This window comes from Mesorhizobium sp. M0598 (genome assembly GCF_040320865.1).
Lineage (GTDB): Bacteria > Pseudomonadota > Alphaproteobacteria > Rhizobiales > Rhizobiaceae > Mesorhizobium.
Genome location: NZ_JAMYQL010000008.1, coordinates 68,043 through 86,945 on the forward strand (window position 1 = coordinate 68,043; position 18,903 = coordinate 86,945).

The window sequence follows — 18,903 nt, forward strand, 5'->3', positions numbered from 1 at the left end:
CGGTTCTGTTTCGTTAACTTTTTAGAATTCGATATTCCCTCTGTCAACGGAAAGTAGGAATATTATATTCCTTGCCGAGCAAGGCATCACTGGCGGCAGAGGGATTGTCTGGCCAGGATTATGGCTCCCGAAACCGCATCGCCGTCGGCCGGCTTCAGCCGTCGGCGGACGTCGGGAGCGAGCCATGGCTCAAGCGGGCTGGACAACCCACCGAGCAACGTAATCCGCGGCGCGCCTTTTTCGAACAGCACCCGCACGAAGGTGTCGATCTGCTCGGCAGCGCCTTGCACGATCCGCCGACCGGCCGGATCGCCCTGGTCGGCATGGCGGATCACCATCGGCGCCATGGCGGCATAGTCCGTCGCGCTGGCGCGGTCCATCCAGGCCACCGCCTCGAACGGATCGTCCTTGAAGCGCTGCATCACCTCGGCCAGCAGCGCCGTCCGCTCATGCCGGCCGTCATGGGCTCGCAAGGCGAACTGCACTGCCTTCAGTCCGAGATCGGCGCCGCTGCCCTCGTCGGAAATCGGAAAACCGTAGCCGCCGACGCGCAGGTCGCGCCCTTCGACAAAGCCGAGCCCGATCGAACCGGTCCCGGCTATGACGATGGCGCCGTCCTGGCCGGAATGCGCGCCAAGGCAAGCCGCGACGCCGTCGCTGACGAAGTCGATGCTCGCAAAGGGTTGTTCGATGGCATGAAACGCCTCGAGCGCACCCTTACGGCCGATGCCGGCAACACCGATACCCGCGCGGATCCTGGCGATTTCCGCCGCCGCGAACCCTGCCTCTTCGATCGCCGCGCCAAAGGCTTTGGCAATCGAGGCCCAGGCCACCTCTATACCGAGTCGCGTTGTCGCCGGGCCCGACAGGCCTTGCCCGAGCACGGTTCCTGCTTCGTCTTCGATACGCGCCCGGCAGCCGGTTCCGCCGCCATCGACGCCCAGGAAATAATGCGGAGACGCCCCACCGGCACTCATTGCCTTATTCGTTCGATCTGGGCGCCGCACAGCCGGAGCTTGCGGTCCAACTGCTCGTACCCGCGGTCGAGATGATAGACGCGATTGATCGTCGTCTCGCCCTCCGACACCAGCGCTGCCAGCACCAGCGAGACGGAGGCGCGCAAGTCGGTCGCCATCACTTGCGCGCCCTTCAGCTTCTCGCCTCCGCGCACCAGCGCCATGGTGCCTTGCAGCTTGATATTGGCGCCGAGCCGCATCAGTTCAGGCACATGCATGAAGCGGTTCTCGAAGATCGTCTCGCGCAACAGCGAAGCGCCCTCGGCACAGCACATCAACGCCATGAACTGCGCCTGAAGATCGGTCGGAAAGCCCGGATAGGGCTCCGTCGTCACGTCGACCGCCTTGAGCGGCCCGTCTCTCGATACGATCAGCCCGCGGTCGCCCGGCCATATCTTCACACCGGCTGCTTCGAGCAGCTGGACGACGGATGCCATGTGCTCGAGCCGCGCGTGGGTCAGCTCGAGCTGACCGCCGGTGATGGCCGCTGCGACGGCATAGGTGCCGGCCTCTATCCGGTCCGGGATGATGTCGTGCGTGGCGGCGCGCCAGTCTGTGCTGCCCCCGATCAGGATGCGGTGCGTGCCGGCGCCCTCGATCCGCGCGCCCATGTCGTTCAGGCAGGCGGCAAGATCGGCCACCTCCGGCTCGCGGGCCGCGTTGAGGATCTCGGTCTCGCCGTTTGCCGTCGTCGCCGCCATCATCGCCGTTTCGGTCGCGCCGACCGACGGCGAGCTCAAAACGATGCGCGCGCCTTTCAGTCCGCCCGGCGCAGACGCGACGATCAGTCCGTTTTCGATCGCGATATCGGCGCCAAGTGCGGCAAGTGCGGCGACATGCATGTCGACCGGCCGTGCGCCGATCGCGCAGCCGCCAGGCAGCGAGACCCGGGCATGGCCGAAGCGGGCAAGCAGTGGACCGAGAACCAGCACCGTCGCGCGCATGCGCCTGACGGTATCGTAGCTTGTCTCCCTGGAAGCGGCAGCACTGGTATCGATTGTGGCGGCATGCGCCGATCTGGTGACTTCGGCCCCATGAAGGCCGACGACGCCAAGCATGTTGTCGACATCCGTCACCTCAGGCAGGTTGGTCAGCTGCAGCGGATAGGGGCTGAGCAACGCCGCCGCTATTTGCGGCAAGGCCGCGTTCTTGGCGCCGGAGATCGTCACCGCGCCCTCAAGCCTGTGCCCGCCGACGATCCGCAATTTGTCCATGGCTCTGACCTAATCCCGAGCTGTCGGCGAGTCTACGATCTTTCATGTCCGAATCGTCGACATGCCCGAAGGCTGGGCCGCAACCGCACCAGTCGAGATTTGATGGTTCATTCTTGGCTGTCAATCAGAGACGGAATAATTTATTCCTTGGCTTGGCATTGTCGATGACAGGCAATGGAGGAACGCATGTCCGTCCTGAAGAAGATCGAGGCCAAGCTCGAAGTCATGGCGCCCGGCGACCGCGAGATCGGTCGGTATATCGTCGATAATCCCGACCAGATGCTCCGCCTGTCGACGGCGGCGCTTGCCGCCGAGATCGGCCGGAGCCAGTCGAGCGTCGTCAAGTTCAGCCAGAAGCTCGGCTATTCCAGCTATCAGGAGCTTAAGCTCGCCGTCAGTGAGGCCAAGTCGCAGGAATGGCACGTGCCGGCCGGCATGATCCACGGTTCGATCGAGGTCGACGACAGCTATCTGGTCATCTTGCGCAAGCTGATCGGCAGCAAGCTCTTGTCGATGCAACAGACCGTCGCGGCCAACACCGAGCAGGAAATCGGCAAGGCCCTCGAAGCGTTGAACGGTGCGTGCCGCATTCATTTGGCCGGCGTCGGCGCATCCTCGCTGGTGGCGCGCGATTTTTCCTACAAGCTGATGAAGCTTGGCCGCAACGTGCTGCACGACAGCGACAGCCATGTGCAAATGGCCAATGTCTCGACGCTTGGACGAGGTGACGTGCTGTTCGCGCTCTCCTATTCCGGGGCGAGCATCGAAACCCTGCGGATAGCTGAACTTGCCCGCAAACGTGGCACCACCGTTATCGCCGTCACCGGACTTCGCGACAATCCGCTGAGCCGGGTTGCCGACATTCGCCTCCACACGATCGCCGATGAAGAGCGCGCGCGCTCGTCATCGATAACTGCGCGTGATGCACAACTGACGCTGACCGACCTGCTGTTCATCCTGCTCGTGCAGAAGCAGCCTGACGCCAACGAATACGTCCACAACAGCGAATTGGCCGTCTCGGTGCTGAAGGCTTAGCGCTCTTCGCCGTCTCGCGTTAAGGCCTCAGTTCCTCCCTGGCGCTGCACGCCGACAAGAGCAACTTTCGTCCTCCTTGGTGAAATAGCTTTCTTCAATGTGCTCACCCGCTTTCTTCGTCCGGCTGGCAGAGAGTCGCGGGAGCGCCGATTGGTCAAATGCCGCCGGTCGAAACAAATGTTGACAATGTCATCTGTTGTTGCGAAAGCGTTCAGCCTCGAATTTGACGGCCGGGTGAGACAATGGACGACCTTGGAGCACAGGAACAAGCGGTTCTCGACCTCATTGCGGCGAACCCATTCGCCGGCCAGCAGGACATAGCAACGGTGCTCGGCATCGCCCGCTCGACGGTCGCGGCTCACATCGTGCAACTCGTCAACAAGGGATACATTCTCGGCCGTGGTTACGTCTTGCCGACGTCCAAGCGCATGGTCTGCGTCGGCGGCGCGGTGCTCGACCGCAAATACCACGCCAAGAAGGATCTGATTTTCGAGACGTCGAACCCGGTCGACGGCTATCGCAGCTTCGGCGGGGTTGCCCGCAACGTCGCCGAAAACCTTGCCCGCCTCGGCGTCGACATAAGCTTCGTCTCGATCGTCGGCGACGATGAAACCGGCCGCTCAATGGTGCGGCATCTGCGCGACCTCGGCGCCGATGTCAGCCAGGTCATCACCACCGCGGAACGGCCGACGGCGGAATACGCGGCCATCCTCGACCGCAACAACGACCTCGTGCTCGGCATTGCCGACATGGAGATCTTCGATCTGTTTTCGTCGTCCTATCTCGACCGCTTCTGGCCGCATCTGGCTTCGGCGACATGGGTGTTCATCGACTGCAATCTGCCGGCTGCGACCCTCGCAGCACTGATCTCGCGCAAGCAGGCCGCGCGCTTCAAGCTCGCCGTCGACGCGGTCTCGTCGCCGAAATCAGCGCGCCTGCCGAAGGACCTGACCGGCATCGATCTTCTATTCACCAATCATGACGAGGCCAATATGATGCTCGGCATGACGGATGCCGACAAGCGGCTGACGCCGGAGGAAGCAGCGGCAGCGCTGCGCGCGGCCGGCGCCGGAGAGGTGATCGTGACCGTAGGCGCGCATGGATTTGCCGTTGCGACCGAGAGCGGTGTGACGAACATGCACTCCGTCCCGGCCCAGCCCGTCGACATCACCGGCGCCGGTGACGCGATGATCGCCGGCACTCTGTACAAGGTGCTTTCGGGTGAGCCGGTCGCTCATGCCGTGCGCACCGGCGCACTGCTTGCCACACTGACCACCGAGAGCGAATCCAGCGTCCATCCCGATCTGTCGCCGCGCTTCCTTGCCGCCGGCATGTACCGCATTCCTGCCTGAAAGCGAGATGATATGAAACCTTTCCTTGTCCACCTGAACGATGAAGTCGCTGCTGCGCTTGATGAAGGCCGCGCGGTGGTGGCATTGGAATCGACGATTATCACCCACGGCATGCCATATCCGGCCAATCTGGAAACTGCCCGTGGTGTCGAGACCGTAGTGCGTGAAAACGGCGCCGTGCCCGCCACGATCGCAGTGGTCGCCGGCAAGATCAAGGTTGGCCTCGACGACCGTGAACTGGAAGAGCTGGCAGCGGCAAAGGGCGTGGTCAAGGCTTCCGGGCGCGATCTCGCCGCCATCATGGTGCGCGGCGGCTCGGCCGGAACCACCGTCTCGGCGACGATGCGGATCGCCGCTTTAGCCGGGATCGGCATTTTTGCGACCGGCGGTGTCGGCGGCGTGCATCGCGGCGCCGAAGCCACTTTCGATATCTCCGCCGACCTGACCGAACTCGGCCAAACCGGCACGACCGTCGTCTGCGCCGGAGTTAAGTCGATCCTCGATATTGCGAAGACGCTGGAATATCTGGAAACTCAGCGCGTGCCGGTGATCGCCTATGGGAGCGATGATTTTCCGGCTTTCTACACCCGCTCCAGCGGGCTCAAGGCCGATCATCGCCTCGACACGCCCGACGAGATCGCGCGAGCCATGCTGCTGCATGACGAGATGGAATCCGGCACCGGCATTCTCGTCGCCAACCCTATCCCCGAAGCGGACGCGCTCGATCCGGCGTTCATCGACGGCACGATCGCAGCGGCCGTGGCTGAGGCCGAGAAGCGCGGCATCGGGCGCAAGGAACTAACGCCATTTCTGCTCGCACGCATCAATGAGCTTTCGCAAGGCCGCAGCCTGAAGGCCAACATCGCGCTGGTCCGCAACAACGCCGCGCTTGCTGCCCGCATTGCGGTTGCGCATGCGGAATTGAAGAGCGCGACCAGATAGAGACAGTATCCGGCCAGCGCTACCGGCCTTCGATTTCAGCCCGGCGCCAGGTCGAAGATGCGCCCGGCATTGAGGATGTTGTTCGGGTCGAAGGCTGCTTTCAGGCGGCGCATGGCCGCGATCTCGGCGTCGCTGCGCACAAGGTGCAGCCATTCCTTCTTGTCGAGGCCGATGCCATGTTCGGCCGAAACGCCACCGCCGGCGGTGGCAACACCGCGGTACACGATGCCGTATGCGGCCGCCGGATCCGCGGTGCGGACCTGATAATGCAGATTGCCATCGCCGAGATGGCCGAAGACGTAGATGTCGGCGCCAGGGTCGACGGCCCTGATGGCGGCTTCTGTTTCGCCCAGGAAAGTCGCCATTCTCGCCAGTGGGATGCTGATATCGACGCCGATCAGGCCTGCCATCGAAAACAGGAAACGGTTGGCCTCTTCTCGCACCGCCCAGAGCGCCCGGAATTCGCGCGGCGATTGCGAGACGACCACGTCGTCGATCACGCCATCTTCAACCGCCTGCATCAGCACCGCGGCAAAACGTTCGCCGTCGCGGTCGGGCTCGCTGCCCTGTATCTCGGCAAGCACATAGACGGGCGAGCCGGCGGGCAGCGGCGCCGGCGCCTCCATGCCGGCGATCATGGCGCCATAGAGCGGTGCGAAATTCACCTCATAGGCCGACAGCAAGGGCCCGAGCTTCCGCCTGAGCAGCGCAAGCAACGTGATCGCCGCGTCGAGCGAAGCAAGCGCGCAGAAGGCGTTGATCTCGGTGGCCGGCTTCGGATGCAGCCGCAGGCATGCGCGTGTGACCACGCCGAGCGTGCCTTCGCTGCCGATGAACAATTGGCTGAGATCGTAGCCGGAGTTGTCCTTCGCCAAACCCTTGAGCGAGGTCAGAATACTGCCGTCGGCAAGCACCGCTTCCAGCCCAAGCACCTGCGCCCGGTACATGCCGTAGCGCAGCACACGGATGCCGCCGGCATTGGTGGCGACATTGCCACCGACGGTGGCCGTGCCGCGCGCTCCGATGTCGACGCCGAACAGCAAGCCGGCCGCATCGGCGGCTTCCTGCACCGCTTGCAGCGGCGCGCCGGCCTCGGCGATGATGGTCGCCGCCTCGCGGTCGAGAGCTTCAACGGAAGTCATGCGCTCCAGCGACAGCACAGCTTCGCCGGGTTGGATGCGAGCGCCGCTGGCAAGCCCGGTCCGGCCCCCCTGGACCACAAGCCTCTGCCCCGCCTCATTGCACAGGCGCAGTATGTCCGACACCTCGCCGGCAGTGCGCGGTCGCAGCACGACCTCCGGCCGCGCACCCGTCTTGCCGTCGGGGTCTTCCCTGTAACGCGGCCCGGCCTCATCTGCCGAGACGATCGCCGACCGATCCAGCCGACCCTCAAGTCGCGACAGAAGTTCGGCGGTTCGCGAGGAGAGGGCGCTCACGGATGCTATTGGCGCGCAGATATCGATGCAACGCACGCGAAGACCGCTGAGGATTGCAGGAGCGGCTTGACGGGAATTTCGCTGGAAAGAAAACATGCGGAAAACCCGCCAAAAATGCAGTCGGTTGCTGTCGCCATGCACCGCTCCTGTAACAGGTCGACCATAGGCGCGGACCGCGTTTTGTCAAACTGTGGCAGTTGGTGATGGGTGGCTCGACGCCTGCGTTTCGGCGCGGACCACCTTGATGTCGGCGCCTGCCGCCCATGCTCCGATATCGTCGCGGCGTAAGGCCGCAGCCATCATGTCCGGAAACAGATCCGGCGTGCAGGCGAAGACGGGAATACCAAGGGCTGCTGCCGAGCCTGCCATTGTTGGATCGTAGCCGGGCCGGCCTTGATCGGTCAGCGCCAGAAGCACGACGACATTTACGCCGGATCGAACCAGCGCTGCCAGTCGCCGCAGCAGTTCCTGGCCATTACCGCCTTCATAGAGATCGGTGATCAGCACCAGATGCGACTTGGTGGGCCGTTCGATACGGTCGGCGCAATAGGCGACCGCCTGATTGATGTCGGTGCCGCCGCCAAGCTGCACGCCGAACAGCACCTCGACGGGATCGCTGAGCTCTTCGGTCAGGTCGACGATCACCGTATCGAAGCAGACAAGCTTGGTGCGCACAACCGGCAGCGAGGCCATCACAGCCGCGAAGATCGAGGCGTAGACCACCGAGCTTGCCATCGAGCCGGACTGGTCGACGCAGAGAACGACCTCATCCAGATCGACAAGCCGGCGCTGCTTGCGCATGAAGCCGACCAGTTTCTCCGGCACGATGGTCCTATGCTCGGGTTGATAGTGGCGAAGGTTCGCCGAAATAGTGCGCTGCCAGTCGATATCGCGTGCACGCGGGCGGTTGGTGCGTCTCGATCGATCGAGAGCGCCGCGTATCGCCTCGGCGGTCTTCTGCTCCAGCTTCTGCATCAGCTTGCCGACGATATCGGCAATGATCGTCCGGGCAATGTCCTTGGTCTTGGCCGGCATGACCGAGCGCAGCGAAATCAGGTCGGCGACGAGATTGACGTCCGCCTCGATCGCCTTGAGGAATTCCGGTTCCATCAGCATCTGCTTCAGGTCCAGCCGTTCGAAGGCGTCCTTCTGGACGATCTGGACGACCTGCGCCGGAAAGAAGGAGCGGATGTCGCTCATCCATTGTGCAACGCGCGGCGCCGACCGGCCAAGGCCGCCACGCCGCTTGCGTGGGTCGGCAGAAGCGGCGCTAATGCCGTCGCCGTAGAGAGCGTCGAGTGCCGCCGAAAGCCGTTTGTCGTCGCTGGAAAGTGCCCCAGACGTTTCGTCATCGGCGCCGATCGCCAGTCGCCAGCGGCGCTCCCTTCCGCCATCGGCAGTGAGCGGGCCGGGTTCGTTCATTTCGGCCTCGTCATCCATTGCCGGTTTCTCCGTTGAGCAATGGTCCAAGCAGCCCCAGGTGCCGGCGCCATGCCTCGCCGCCATCCGGCGTCGGCGTCAGGCCAGCCGGCAAGCGCGCGGCGCGGCCGAGGACCGCTTCGATCAGCCGGCGGCGTTCCATGCGATCCAGATTGGAAAAGACGCGGCGCAGCAACGGCAGGTGCGCGATGAAAGCATCTTCGTCCAGGGATCTGAGCCACCCATCGACCGCACCGCGCAGACCCTCGTCATAAATCAGCCGTTGACCGGCTGTGCTGAAGAAGCCTTCGAAGAACCCGGCCGCGTCAGTGACAGGCGTCCCCGGTGACAGGCGTCGCCCGAGCAGCCCGGCAGCGGCTTCGGCGGACAGGCGACCAGCTTCATACAGCAGGTGTGCGGCGCACCCGGCCAGCAGCGCCGTCGACCGTGACGCCTCCAGTACGGCCGCCAGCCCGTTGCGCCATCCGTCCAGCACGTCTTGGCCGGGTTCGACCAGCCTGATCGCCTCATCGGCCTTGCGCATCGCACCAACCAGTGTCGCGGCGGCCTGCTCATCCAGATCGCGCGCAGCGTAGGGAAGCGCGATCGCACCTTCGACGATCAGCCGCTCCATGAGGCCGGACAGCCGGTCCGTTTGCGTTTTGCGGGCCTCGCCGTAGCGGACAATGTCGGCGAGCGGCGGCACCGACGCCAGGATCTCCAGGCATTCACTGCTGCGCGCCGCGCGTGCCTCCAACGCCGTGAGGCCGGCAGTCGATGCTTCCGACAGGCCTGCAGTGATGGCGCTCTGGACCAGTGCCGCAAGCGTATCGAGCGTCGCCGCCGTTTCGATCATCTGGATCAGGCGGCCATTGGCAGCCTTTTCGATGGTCGGCCCGTAGATCAGGTTCTCGACCAGACGAACGGCATATTCCGGTTCCCACGCTAGGGTCCACCGCTCGCGGAAGGTGCCACGGCTGCGACCGGCATCGGTCAGTCTGCCCCAATGCACACCAAGCACGTGCAGCCGATGCAGCAATGTCGAGCGAAACAGCCCGCTCTCGCTTCGCAGGTCGACCGACAGTTCCCGCTCCAGCGCCTCGGGTTTTAGGCGCGCCGCCTTTTGGCTACGCTGCAGATCCTCGATCAGTGGCGCCAGCGGTGTGTCGGGCGGAATTTCGCCGACGTCCGAACCCAGAAGCAGCTCGGCCTCGACCAGCCCCCACAGCAACGCTTCGCCGTTGAAGAGGGCGGCGATCGCGGCGTCGCGCAATTCCTCAAATCCGGGTTTCGGTCGTTCGCGAATCGCGGCTAGCGTCCGGGCGAGCCGCTCCGCTTCGATCAACGAAGCGGTCGAGATCAGGTGACCCTTCGCCCGCAGCACGGCGGCGATCGTCGCAAGCCACAGGGTCGCCGCATCGCGCCGGCCGCGCGTGCGCCAGAGATGCTTGCACCAGCCCGGTGCGACGACGCCCGCGCCATAGCCGTATCCCCGCGCCAGGCGCGGTCCCGTCCACGGTGCCCATGTCATTGTGCTCTTGCGCCGGGCAATTCCCTTGATCAGGACCTGATCGTTTTTCTGAGTGTGGGTGGCCTGCAGCGCCGGCACATGCCATGCCCCGCAGACGACGGCGATCGGCCCGTCGAACTGCTTACGCGCCTTGGCGATTTCGAGCCGCATATGCGCCTCGCGCTTGGCTTCGAACTGCGCGATCGGACCCTCACCATTCCGCAGTGTCGTCATCGCATCGGCGATGGCCGCAAATATGGGGCCGGGTTCCGGGTTCTGTTCAATGATGTCCGACCACCAGCTTTCGCCGTCCTCATAACCGGCGGCGTGTGCCAGCATGGCTATCGGATCACGCGGAAGCGGAGCCGCGTCACCATCCTCGGGGGCTTGGGTAGCTTCGGTCGCATCGGTGTCCTCCGCGCCACCGATCGCAGCAGTGGTGAACCGTGCCGATGACGGCAGGTCGATAAACTGCAACGTCGCCTTATTGCCCACAGCCCAAAGCGCCGCCTGGTATTCGGGCGAGAACTCGGCAAAAGGCCAGAAGCTTGTCGAAGCCGGATCGTCCTCCGGATAGCAAAGGAGCGCCACAGGCGGCTGCATTTCGGGGCGGGCCAGCATGGGCAGAAGCTCAGAGGCGTCGATCGGCCCCTCGATCAGCACGGCGACCCGGTTCAAATCCTTCAGTGCCTGCACCAGGCTGTCGGCGGAACCCGGCCCGTGATGGCGTATCCCGAAATAGGCAATGTCGCCGTGGCCCATGGCGTCAGATCGCTGCGTTCAGCGCCGCGTAATAGCCGGCATAGTCGGCCCGCTTCTTGAGCACGGTTTCCAGATATTCCTCCAGCACCACCTTGTCCTGTACCGGATCCTTCACGATCGCGCCGACAAGGCTGGCGGCGAGACCTTCGGCGCCGAGCTTGCCACTGTCGAACCACGCCGCCTGGCTGAGCCCGCCAACCATCGTGGCGATCGCTTCTGCGGTCGACAGCGAGCCGGAAGGCGTCTTCAGCGTCACCTTGCCGTCGGCAGTCGCGCCGGAGCGCAATTCGCGGAAAATGGTCAGCACACGGGCGATCTCCTCGCCGACATTTTTCGGCACCGGCAGGTCGAGTCCGCCAGCCATCTCGTCGACCCGTTTGGAGACGATCGCCACCTCTTCGGCCATGTCTTCCGGCAATGGCAGCACCACGACATTGAAGCGACGCTTGAGCGCCGAGGAGAGCTCGTTGACACCTTTGTCGCGGTTGTTTGCCGTGGCGATAATGTTGAAGCCGCGCTGGGCGTAGATCGAGGTGTTCAATTCCGGGATAGGCATCATCTTTTCGGAAAGCACGGTGATCAGCGTGTCCTGCACGTCTGAGCCCATGCGGGTCAGTTCCTCCAGCCGGCAGAGCTTGCCGTTCTGCATGGCTCGGTAGAGCGGCGTCGGCACCAACGCTTCCTGGCTCGGGCCCTTTGCCAGTAGCTGCGCATAGTTCCAGCCATAGCGGATCTGGTTCTCGTCGGTGCCGGCCGTGCACTGCACGATCAGCGTCGAGTCGCCCATGATGGCGGCGGCAAGATGTTCAGACACCCAGGACTTGGCGGTTCCGGGAACGCCGAGCAGCAAGAGTGCACGGTCGGTGGCGAGCGTCGCTACCGCGGTTTCCATCAACCGGCGGCGACCGACATATTTTGGCGTTACCAAGGTGCCGTCACCGGCCTTCCCGCCTAGCAAATAGGTCAGCACAGCCTGTGGCGACAGGCTCCAGCCGGCAGGCCTCTGCCGGTCGTCATCGCGCGCCAGCGCCTGCAATTCCGAAGCGTAGGCCTGCTCGACCGGGAGGCGGATGGCTGCGTTCATTTTGCTGTTCTCCGGATTGGTCATGTGTTGCTTCCAGGCCCCGCCAGTGATGCATTGAGACGTAGAAGCCCGAGTGAAGGAGCCGCGGGCGGCACGCCCGCCGCGACCATGTCGTCGATCAATTTCGCTGCCGTGGTCGCGGTGGCAAGGAAGCCGATCGTCTCCAGTACATCGTCGAGACCCCGCCGCGCGGCGTCGTCTTTTCCGCCGGCGGCGGAACGCAGTGCGGCGAGCGCCTGTCCATTCGTCAGGTCGTCCCATTCCAGCCAGTCGACATCGATGCCTTCCGCCAGGTTGATCATGCCAAGATAAGTTGTCTCCTTGAGGATCAGCCTGATGAGGACACGCTTTCTGCGGCTGTCCAGGCGCGGCATGAGGTGAAGCACGAACAGCGCCGGTTTGCCGCCTTCGGCGATAAGCGTATCCGCCATCTGCGTAAGGGCGGCTTCGCTCCCTGAGGCGGCGACCATTCGTGCGATCAGGATGTCGGCTTTATTGTCGGCACCAAATTGCCAGCCTCCTATGAATTCGGCTTCCGTAGTGTTGAACCGTTCGGTAAGGTCGACGAGGTTGCATATCTCGAACAGTTCGGCGCGGCGTTGCTCCTGCACTTGGGATTTTAGTTTTGCTGGAGTATAGATCGTCCGGCGGCGGATGAAGCCCGATCTGCCTTCAGTGATAAAGGCGGCGAGTTCGGCTACGGGATCGTCCGGTCCACCGTCGCTCGGGCGAACGTGCTCTCCTAATCTTGCCAGCAGCCGGCCAGCCAGTTCGCGCACCTTGCCGGACCTGTCGGCGGAAAGGCTTTTCAGGAAAGGCACGTCCTCGGCACTCAGGCCGAAGCGCATAAGCTCGACCAGCGCAAGCCTGACTTCCGCCGGTTCGCCCGACGCCTTGGCTTCGATCAACATTCGAGCCGATGTCGGGTCGGTACGGCGCATATCGGCAAGGACCAAGCGTCGCGCGGCGGGATAGAACTCATCCCAGTTTTCCGCAGTCAGTTTCTCTTGTGGGGCAAGCCTTTCCCCGTTCATGCTTGCTTGCCAGTCTACCCATGGTGCGTAGACGTCCGGGCTGTTCTGATCCGAGGGCATCCAGTCCATGGGATGGAGCACAAAGCCGCGGCTGGCGACGAGCGCCGCCACGCGTGCCTTTCGCCTCGCGTCGGCGGCGTGCTTCAGAGCGGCTCTCAACAACGGCCGAAATCGTGCCGGCAGAATGGGCAGGGCAAGTCTGGGCAGCGGCGGACGACGCTTGAGTGTCGTCGGCGCGGCCGGCCGCAGCGCGACGTCGAGCGCTTGTGCTGCGATTGCCAGGAGCCGGCGCTCCTGTTCGTCGGGACTTGCACCGCCGGCGATTGCCTTCCATCCGGCCGGAGCCAGATCGAACGTAGCACCGCCGGTGATCCAGCAATCGCGCATTGCCGCCAGGCCTGTTTGCTCGCTTTCGTTCACGCCAGATCAAGCCTCCCGAACTCGCTTTGCGCCGCCAGAAGCTCAAGCCGGGCGCCGTTCCAGAGCGCTGCCGTGGCTGCAAGGTCGAGGCCGAGCAAGGTTTGATCTACCGCGCCGGCGATCGGCAAGGCGATCCCCTGCGGTTCATCCTCCGCCTGCCACCATGCCGTGCCCCGATCATCGAGCAGGATAGCACCGGGCGGCAGCATGAGGGGACAATCGGCGATCCAGGGCGCGGCGTCCTGATGGGAAGCATGCGTGGCGAGCGGATCCTTCGCGGTGCCAAAAGCAAAATCGGGCCACGCGCCGGGCACAACCTCCCCCATGCGCTCCACCACGAGGGCGCGGAGCGGCAGGCGTGATGGATAAAACACCAGTCGGGCATTGAAACGGTCGCCTGGTGCAAAAGCGTTGGACCGGCGCCCGGCCGAAGCCGGGAAAAAGTCGAGCAGCACGGCAAATTGCGGGGTGGCGCTTTTCAAATCGAGCAGCCAGGTCGAATGGCTGACCAGACCATCGCGGCGGCTCTCGATCTTCTCGCCGAGAACTTCCCAGAGGCTTTCAACCTGTCTTGCATCCGGACTGCTGAGAACCTGTTCGCGGGGTTCCGACGTTGATACGAGGCGCTTCAGCTCGGGGTCGTCGGGCTCCGACCGCCACGCCTTGGCCAGCAGCACGAGCTTGCCGAGCTCGCGGATTGCCGCATCAGACCGTTCCTCGCTGCGCAGCGCCATCAGCCGCGACGGAATCTCGTCGATACGGCCGGCGAGCGCGGCTGCCTTCATATCGACCAGCCGCGCAGCAATCCGCCGGCAACGGTCGCTGCTGGCGTCGACAAACCCGGACAGACCGAGCCGTAACTGGTCGGCAATCCACTGGTCAAGCTCATCGAGCCCAGCCGACACTGCTTCTCGTGTGCTTTCCGCCCGCTTGCGCTGCGCCGCCTCGCGACGCTCCAGCGCCGCGATGTCTTCAATGGCGGTGCTCTCGTCGGCTTGTGAGGCTTCGCCGATGCGCTTGGCTTCCGCACCGGGTACCGGTTGCGCCGGCTGTGGCGTTGTCTTCCTGCGTCGGCCAAGCCAGTCATTCACCCATTCCGGCGTGGTATTGGCAGCGGCAAAACTGGCTGGCGCGGTGGCGGCAATCCACATCAGGGCCAGAGTGTGCTTGCATGGGAATTTGCGCGAAGGGCAGGTGCATTTGTAGCCGTGATCACCCGTGTCGACCACCACTCGATAAGGATTGGAGCCGGAGCCCTGGCATTCGCCCCAGATGAGCGCCTGCTGCTCATGCTTTTCGAGCCGCGGCCAGTTCGTTCGTTTGGTGAGCTTGGAGGCGGCGCTCAGCGACGCCTGATCGGGAGCAAGCGCCTCAATGGTTTTCAGATCGAATTCCAAGCCGCGCTTCTCCCCGCCCCGACGCAGTATAGATAGCGGTTTGTGAAGAATTATTATAGCTCTGGCATGGTGAAGATTGGCATGCCTTGGCCCTGTTTTGATGGGCCGGGACATGCCTCAGACGCAAATGGGGTCGACTGTTATTCGGCAGACAGAACGGGCTTTGGTAGCCGGCGGCCTAGGCGGAAGCGTTCAGGCTCTGCCCTTCAGGAACTCGATCACCATTGCCGCGGTCCAGGTGAAGCGATTGCCGCCGAGCGGCTCGCCGCTGAGGGGATCGTAATATTCGGCAAAACCGCTCTCGGCGATCAGCTCGAGACTGGATTGCGTGATCCGTTGTGCGATTTGGCTGTGGCCGGCGGCGGCAAGGCCGTCGGCGATCATGTAGTTGACCACCAGCCAGACCGGGCCGCGCCAGTAGCGCTTTGGGTCGAAGCGCCCATCCTCAGGATCGTGCGACGGGACGATGTAACGCGCTTTGCCGGCGATGCGCTCGATCGTTGCAGCGATGGTCGCTGCCCGGCTTTCCGGGATGGCCGAAAATACCGACAGAATGCCGCCGACCGACGCGCTGTCAACATGCTTTCCGGCCACTCGGTCGAAACAAATGTACTGGCCATGCGCGTCGCTCCACAGCCGTTCCATTGCCGAAAGCCCCTTTTCGGCACGGGCGCGATTGGCTTCTGCGATTTCGGTTTCGCCAAGTGCCTCGGCGAGATCGGCAAGGTCGGCGGCGGAACGGATCAGGATGGCGTTGAAGCCGGGATCGACGACCTGGAATGGCGAGGCATCGTGCAGCCGGGCATTATCCCAGCCAAGCCCGCGGAAATGCTGCAACAGCCAGACATAGCGGTCATACTGTGCCTTGGTTGGACGATGCGCCGGATCGGCGTGCAGGATGTCGCGGCGGGTGTAGGGCTCGACGCCTTCGGTCGGCACGCGCTCGAACGCCTCGTCCCAGTCGATCGAGTTGTCGCGGCCGGACTCCCATGGGTGGATTATGGCGACCAGCCCTTCGCCGTCCGGGTCGCGATTTTCGTAGAACCAGCGGTGCCAGGCATCGATTTTCGGCAACAGCGCGCGGGCGCGATCGGCCGCCAGGGCCTTGTCCTTGGCCTGGTCGAACAAGCGGCGCACGGCAAAGCCGGCGACCGCCGGCTGGGTGATGCCGGAGGTGGCAGTCGGGCGGTTGGTTCGCCAGACCTCCGGCCCGGGGAAATAGCCGTCGCTCCAGACATGGAAGACGATGTGCGGCACCATGCCGTCTGGCCATTGGTGGGCGAACAGCGTGTCGATCTCGGTCCAGGCGCGCGCCTCGTCATAGTGGGCAAGGCCGAGCGCGGTCAGGCAGGAATCCCAGTTCCACTGAAACGGGTAGAGCCCCTTGGTCGGTATGGTATAGGTGCCTTGGTCATTTTCCCTGAGCACCTCGACGGCGCGGGCGATGGTTTCGTCGACAGCAAGAGATATCATCGGGGCGTTCGTACTTTCAGAATCGAAGGGGATCAAAGGGCGTTGGTGGTTTCGGGATCGAACCAGCGGACGCGATCGGGTTTGGGCGAAAGCCGCAAGTGATCGCCGACGGCGACCGTGGCATTCGATTCGAGGATGGCGCGGAACAGGCCGCCCTCGACGTCGCAGGTGACCAGCGTGTGCGGTCCGAGCGGCTCGACAACGCGCACGGTGGCGTTAATACCTTCGTTGCCGGCGTCCACATCCTCGGGGCGAATGGCGAATTCTATCGTCTGCTTGTCCGATTTGGGGCCGGGCAGCGTCAGCCCGGCGACGGTCCAACTGCCGTCGGCCGTCTTCGTCGCCGGGATGAAATTCATCGGCGGGTTGCCGATGAAGGAGCCGACGAAGCGGGCCGCCGGATTGCGGTAGACCTCTACCGGCGAGGCGGCCTGGACGATACGGCCCTGATGCATGACGGCGATGCGGTCGGCGAGGCTCATCGCCTCGACCTGGTCGTGGGTAACGTAGATGGTGGTGGTCTTGGACGCCGCGAGCACACCTTTGAGCTCGGCGCGCATTTCGAGCCGCAGCAGCGCGTCTAGGTTGGACAGCGGCTCGTCCATCAAGATCACGTCAGGCTCCATCGCCAGGGCCCGGGCCACAGCCACGCGTTGGCGCTGACCGCCGGAAAGCTGGCCCGAATAGCGCTTCAAAAGCTGTTCGATATGCATGAGCTCGGCGGTGCGGTTGACGCGCCCGTCGACCTCCTGCTGCGGCAGCTTCTTCATGCGCAGGCCGAAGGCGATATTCTCGAATACCGTCAGGTGCGGAAACACGGCGTAATTCTGGAACACCATAGCGATGCCGCGTTCGCGCGGCGGCAGATGGTCGACGCGACGGCCGCCGATCCAGACCTCGCCCTGGCTTGGCGTTTCCAGCCCGGCGACGATCCTCAGCAGCGTGGTCTTGCCGCAACCCGAGGCGCCAAGCAGCACCATGAATTCCTGGTCGGCGATGGTCAGGTCGATCGAATGCAGCGCTGTGAAGCCGCCGAAACGTTTTGCCACCTGCTTGATGACGATCTCAGCCATCGGCGTTCTCTTTTGTGCGCGTCATCGGTTGGCGATCCCCCACATGGCGAACAGATATTTGCGAACGGCGAAGATGAAGATCAGCGCCGGAATGACCAGTGCCGCGCCACCGGCAAATTTGAGGTAGAGCGGCGATTCGCCGAGGCTCTGCAACAGGAAGGCAGTCAGCGTCCGGTTCTCTATGGTGAGCACTGCGGCAGCAAACACCTCGTTCCAGGAGATGGTGAAGGCAAACACCGCCGACGCCGCGATGCCCGGCAGCGCCAGCGGCAGAATGACTTTTCGGAATGCCTGCAATCTCGTGCAGCCGAGCGTCCAGGCCGCCTCCTCCAGCTCGACGGGAATGCCGGAGAACAGCGAGAAGGTGATCAGCACCGCAAACGGCAGCGCCAGCGTGGTGTGGACCAGCGCCAGCCCGATCGCGGTGTCGTCGAGGCCGGTGCGGATGAACATCACCGCCAGCGGCAGCGCCAGCAGCGGCAGCGGGAAGGCGCGGGTCATCAGCACAAGGAAACGGAACGTTTCCTTGCCCGGGAATTCGAAGCGCGACAGCGCGTAGCCCGCGGGTGCGCCGAAGCCGATCGAGAGGAGCATCGTCAGCGTGGCGACGAGAACGGAGTTCCACAGCGCCTTGGCGACGCCGGCGAAATTGATGAAGAAAGAAAGGCTGCCGAAATCGAATGACGGGAAGAAGCGCTTGGGAAAGGCGGTCACCTCTTCCGGCGACGACAGCGCGTTGACGATCAACAGATAGATCGGCAGCAGCACCCAGACGCAAAGCAGGATGACCGTTGCGACCAGCAACCAGTTGCCGGCTTTGCGGGCCTCAGGCGCGGCGATCGAGAGCTCCGCGACAGTGCTCATATGCGAGTCTCCTTCGGCACACGCAGCACCCGCAGGAAGAACAGCGTGAAGCCGATCGAGATGGCGAGGATGAACAGCGCCATGGCGGCGGCGACATTGTGGTCCTGCAGCGCGAACTGCCAATTGTAGGTCTCGCCCATCAGCACCGGCAGATTGGTGCCGCCGAGTGCTGCAACCACGGCAAAGACCTCAAAGGCAAGGATGACGCGCAGGATGATCGAGGTCTGCAGGCTTGGGCGCAGCAGAGGCAGCGTGATCTTGATGAAGCGCTTCCACGGGCTAGCGCCAAAGACCTCCGCCGCCTCGTAGTATTCCCGGGGGATCAGCCCCATGCCGGCGACCAGAATGACCATCATGATGGCGGTCGCGCGCCAGATCTCAGCCAGCGCCACGGCGATGAAGATCGTCAGCTTGCTCTGGTAGCCGAGGAACATAACCGGCCTGTCGATGACGCCGAGATTGGAGAGCAAGGTGTTCAGGAAGCCGGACTGGTCGAAGATGGCGAGCCAGATCAGCCCGGCGGCGAGATCGGAGATGCCGAGCGGAATAGCGAAGATGTAAAGCGCAGCGCTGCGCCCGGTTTCAAGCCGCGACACCACCGTTGCCATCAGCAGCGCCATCACCAGTTGGATCGGCACGACGATGGCGCTCAGCAGCAGCGTATTGCGGACAGTGACCGGAAACTTCCAGCTGCCCGCCATGGTACGGAAATTGTCGAGCGTAAAGCCGCCGTCGCGGGTGAACGCCTCGAAGGCGACCAACACGAACGGGTAAAGGAAAAAGACACAGAGGAACAGCGTCGCCGGCGTCAGCAGCAGATAGGGCAGGGCCTTGCTGTGCATGGAGCGCTCTCTCTATTCGAAGCTTCAAAA

The 18,903-nt window shown here is 63.7% G+C and carries 15 protein-coding genes; 3 read left to right on the top strand and 12 right to left on the bottom strand.

The features are described 5' to 3' along the window. Nucleotides 1-86: 86 nt before the first annotated feature. Together NKI59_RS13050 and murA are read right to left on the bottom strand one after the other, a co-directional pair. Nucleotides 87-977 (bottom strand): glucosamine kinase nucleotide-binding domain-containing protein, encoded by an 891-nt coding sequence (locus NKI59_RS13050; protein ID WP_023676045.1) that lies wholly within the window; start codon nucleotides 975-977, stop codon nucleotides 87-89. Next, nucleotides 974-2,230 (bottom strand): UDP-N-acetylglucosamine 1-carboxyvinyltransferase, encoded by a 1,257-nt coding sequence (gene murA, locus NKI59_RS13055; RefSeq protein WP_352575540.1) that lies wholly within the window; start codon nucleotides 2,228-2,230, stop codon nucleotides 974-976. Before murA ends, NKI59_RS13050 begins: the two co-directional genes overlap by 4 nt. Nucleotides 2,231-2,416: 186 nt before the next feature. Here murA and NKI59_RS13060 point away from each other — a divergent pair, with 186 nt between their 5' ends. From NKI59_RS13060 to NKI59_RS13070, 3 genes are all read left to right on the top strand, one after another. Next, nucleotides 2,417-3,265 (top strand): MurR/RpiR family transcriptional regulator, encoded by an 849-nt coding sequence (locus tag NKI59_RS13060; protein WP_023676043.1) that lies wholly within the window; start codon nucleotides 2,417-2,419, stop codon nucleotides 3,263-3,265. Between the two features lie 242 nt (nucleotides 3,266-3,507). Further along, nucleotides 3,508-4,617 carry a carbohydrate kinase gene (locus NKI59_RS13065; protein ID WP_023676042.1) on the top strand — a complete coding sequence of 370 codons (1,110 nt, stop codon included), beginning with the start codon at nucleotides 3,508-3,510 and terminating at the stop codon, nucleotides 4,615-4,617. A gap of 12 nt (nucleotides 4,618-4,629) precedes the next feature. Continuing rightward, on the top strand, nucleotides 4,630-5,559 hold the full coding sequence (locus tag NKI59_RS13070; RefSeq protein WP_023676041.1) for a pseudouridine-5'-phosphate glycosidase: 930 nt from the start codon (nucleotides 4,630-4,632) through the stop codon (nucleotides 5,557-5,559). Nucleotides 5,560-5,594: 35 nt separating this feature from the next. Here NKI59_RS13070 and NKI59_RS13075 read toward each other — a convergent pair whose 3' ends face one another. The 10 genes from NKI59_RS13075 to NKI59_RS13120 all read right to left on the bottom strand — a co-directional run bounded on the left by NKI59_RS13075 (nucleotide 5,595) and on the right by NKI59_RS13120 (nucleotide 18,873). Continuing rightward, on the bottom strand, nucleotides 5,595-6,995 hold the full coding sequence (locus NKI59_RS13075; protein WP_023676040.1) for an FAD-binding oxidoreductase: 1,401 nt from the start codon (nucleotides 6,993-6,995) through the stop codon (nucleotides 5,595-5,597). 183 nt (nucleotides 6,996-7,178) lie between these two features. After that, nucleotides 7,179-8,435, bottom strand: a complete 1,257-nt coding sequence (locus tag NKI59_RS13080) for a VWA domain-containing protein (RefSeq protein ID WP_352704641.1) — start codon at nucleotides 8,433-8,435, stop codon at nucleotides 7,179-7,181. Continuing rightward, complete coding sequence (locus NKI59_RS13085; RefSeq protein ID WP_352704643.1) at nucleotides 8,428-10,686, bottom strand: DUF5682 family protein; 2,259 nt, start codon at nucleotides 10,684-10,686, stop codon at nucleotides 8,428-8,430. The genes NKI59_RS13080 and NKI59_RS13085 overlap by 8 nt, the downstream gene beginning before the upstream one ends. 4 nt (nucleotides 10,687-10,690) lie before the next feature. Next, nucleotides 10,691-11,770 carry an ATP-binding protein gene (locus tag NKI59_RS13090; protein ID WP_023676037.1) on the bottom strand — a complete coding sequence of 360 codons (1,080 nt, stop codon included), beginning with the start codon at nucleotides 11,768-11,770 and terminating at the stop codon, nucleotides 10,691-10,693. 20 nt (nucleotides 11,771-11,790) lie between these two features. Then, nucleotides 11,791-12,915 (bottom strand): DUF5691 domain-containing protein, encoded by a 1,125-nt coding sequence (locus NKI59_RS13095; RefSeq protein WP_352590284.1) that lies wholly within the window; start codon nucleotides 12,913-12,915, stop codon nucleotides 11,791-11,793. A 305-nt stretch (nucleotides 12,916-13,220) separates the two neighbouring features. Continuing rightward, on the bottom strand, nucleotides 13,221-14,621 hold the full coding sequence (locus NKI59_RS13100) for an SWIM zinc finger family protein (protein ID WP_023676035.1): 1,401 nt from the start codon (nucleotides 14,619-14,621) through the stop codon (nucleotides 13,221-13,223). A 192-nt stretch (nucleotides 14,622-14,813) separates the two neighbouring features. After that, a complete protein-coding gene (locus NKI59_RS13105; protein WP_023676034.1) occupies nucleotides 14,814-16,094 on the bottom strand; it encodes an amylo-alpha-1,6-glucosidase in 1,281 nt (426 codons plus the stop codon). Nucleotides 16,095-16,126: 32 nt separating this feature from the next. Further along, nucleotides 16,127-17,167: an ABC transporter ATP-binding protein gene (locus tag NKI59_RS13110; RefSeq protein WP_023676033.1), complete on the bottom strand. Its 1,041-nt coding sequence runs from the start codon at nucleotides 17,165-17,167 to the stop codon at nucleotides 16,127-16,129. A gap of 21 nt (nucleotides 17,168-17,188) precedes the next feature. Next, nucleotides 17,189-18,031: a carbohydrate ABC transporter permease gene (locus NKI59_RS13115; protein WP_023676032.1), complete on the bottom strand. Its 843-nt coding sequence runs from the start codon at nucleotides 18,029-18,031 to the stop codon at nucleotides 17,189-17,191. Next, nucleotides 18,028-18,873, bottom strand: coding sequence for a carbohydrate ABC transporter permease (locus NKI59_RS13120; protein ID WP_352704645.1), 846 nt, complete (start codon nucleotides 18,871-18,873; stop codon nucleotides 18,028-18,030). The genes NKI59_RS13115 and NKI59_RS13120 overlap by 4 nt, the downstream gene beginning before the upstream one ends. Nucleotides 18,874-18,903 lie beyond the last annotated feature (30 nt).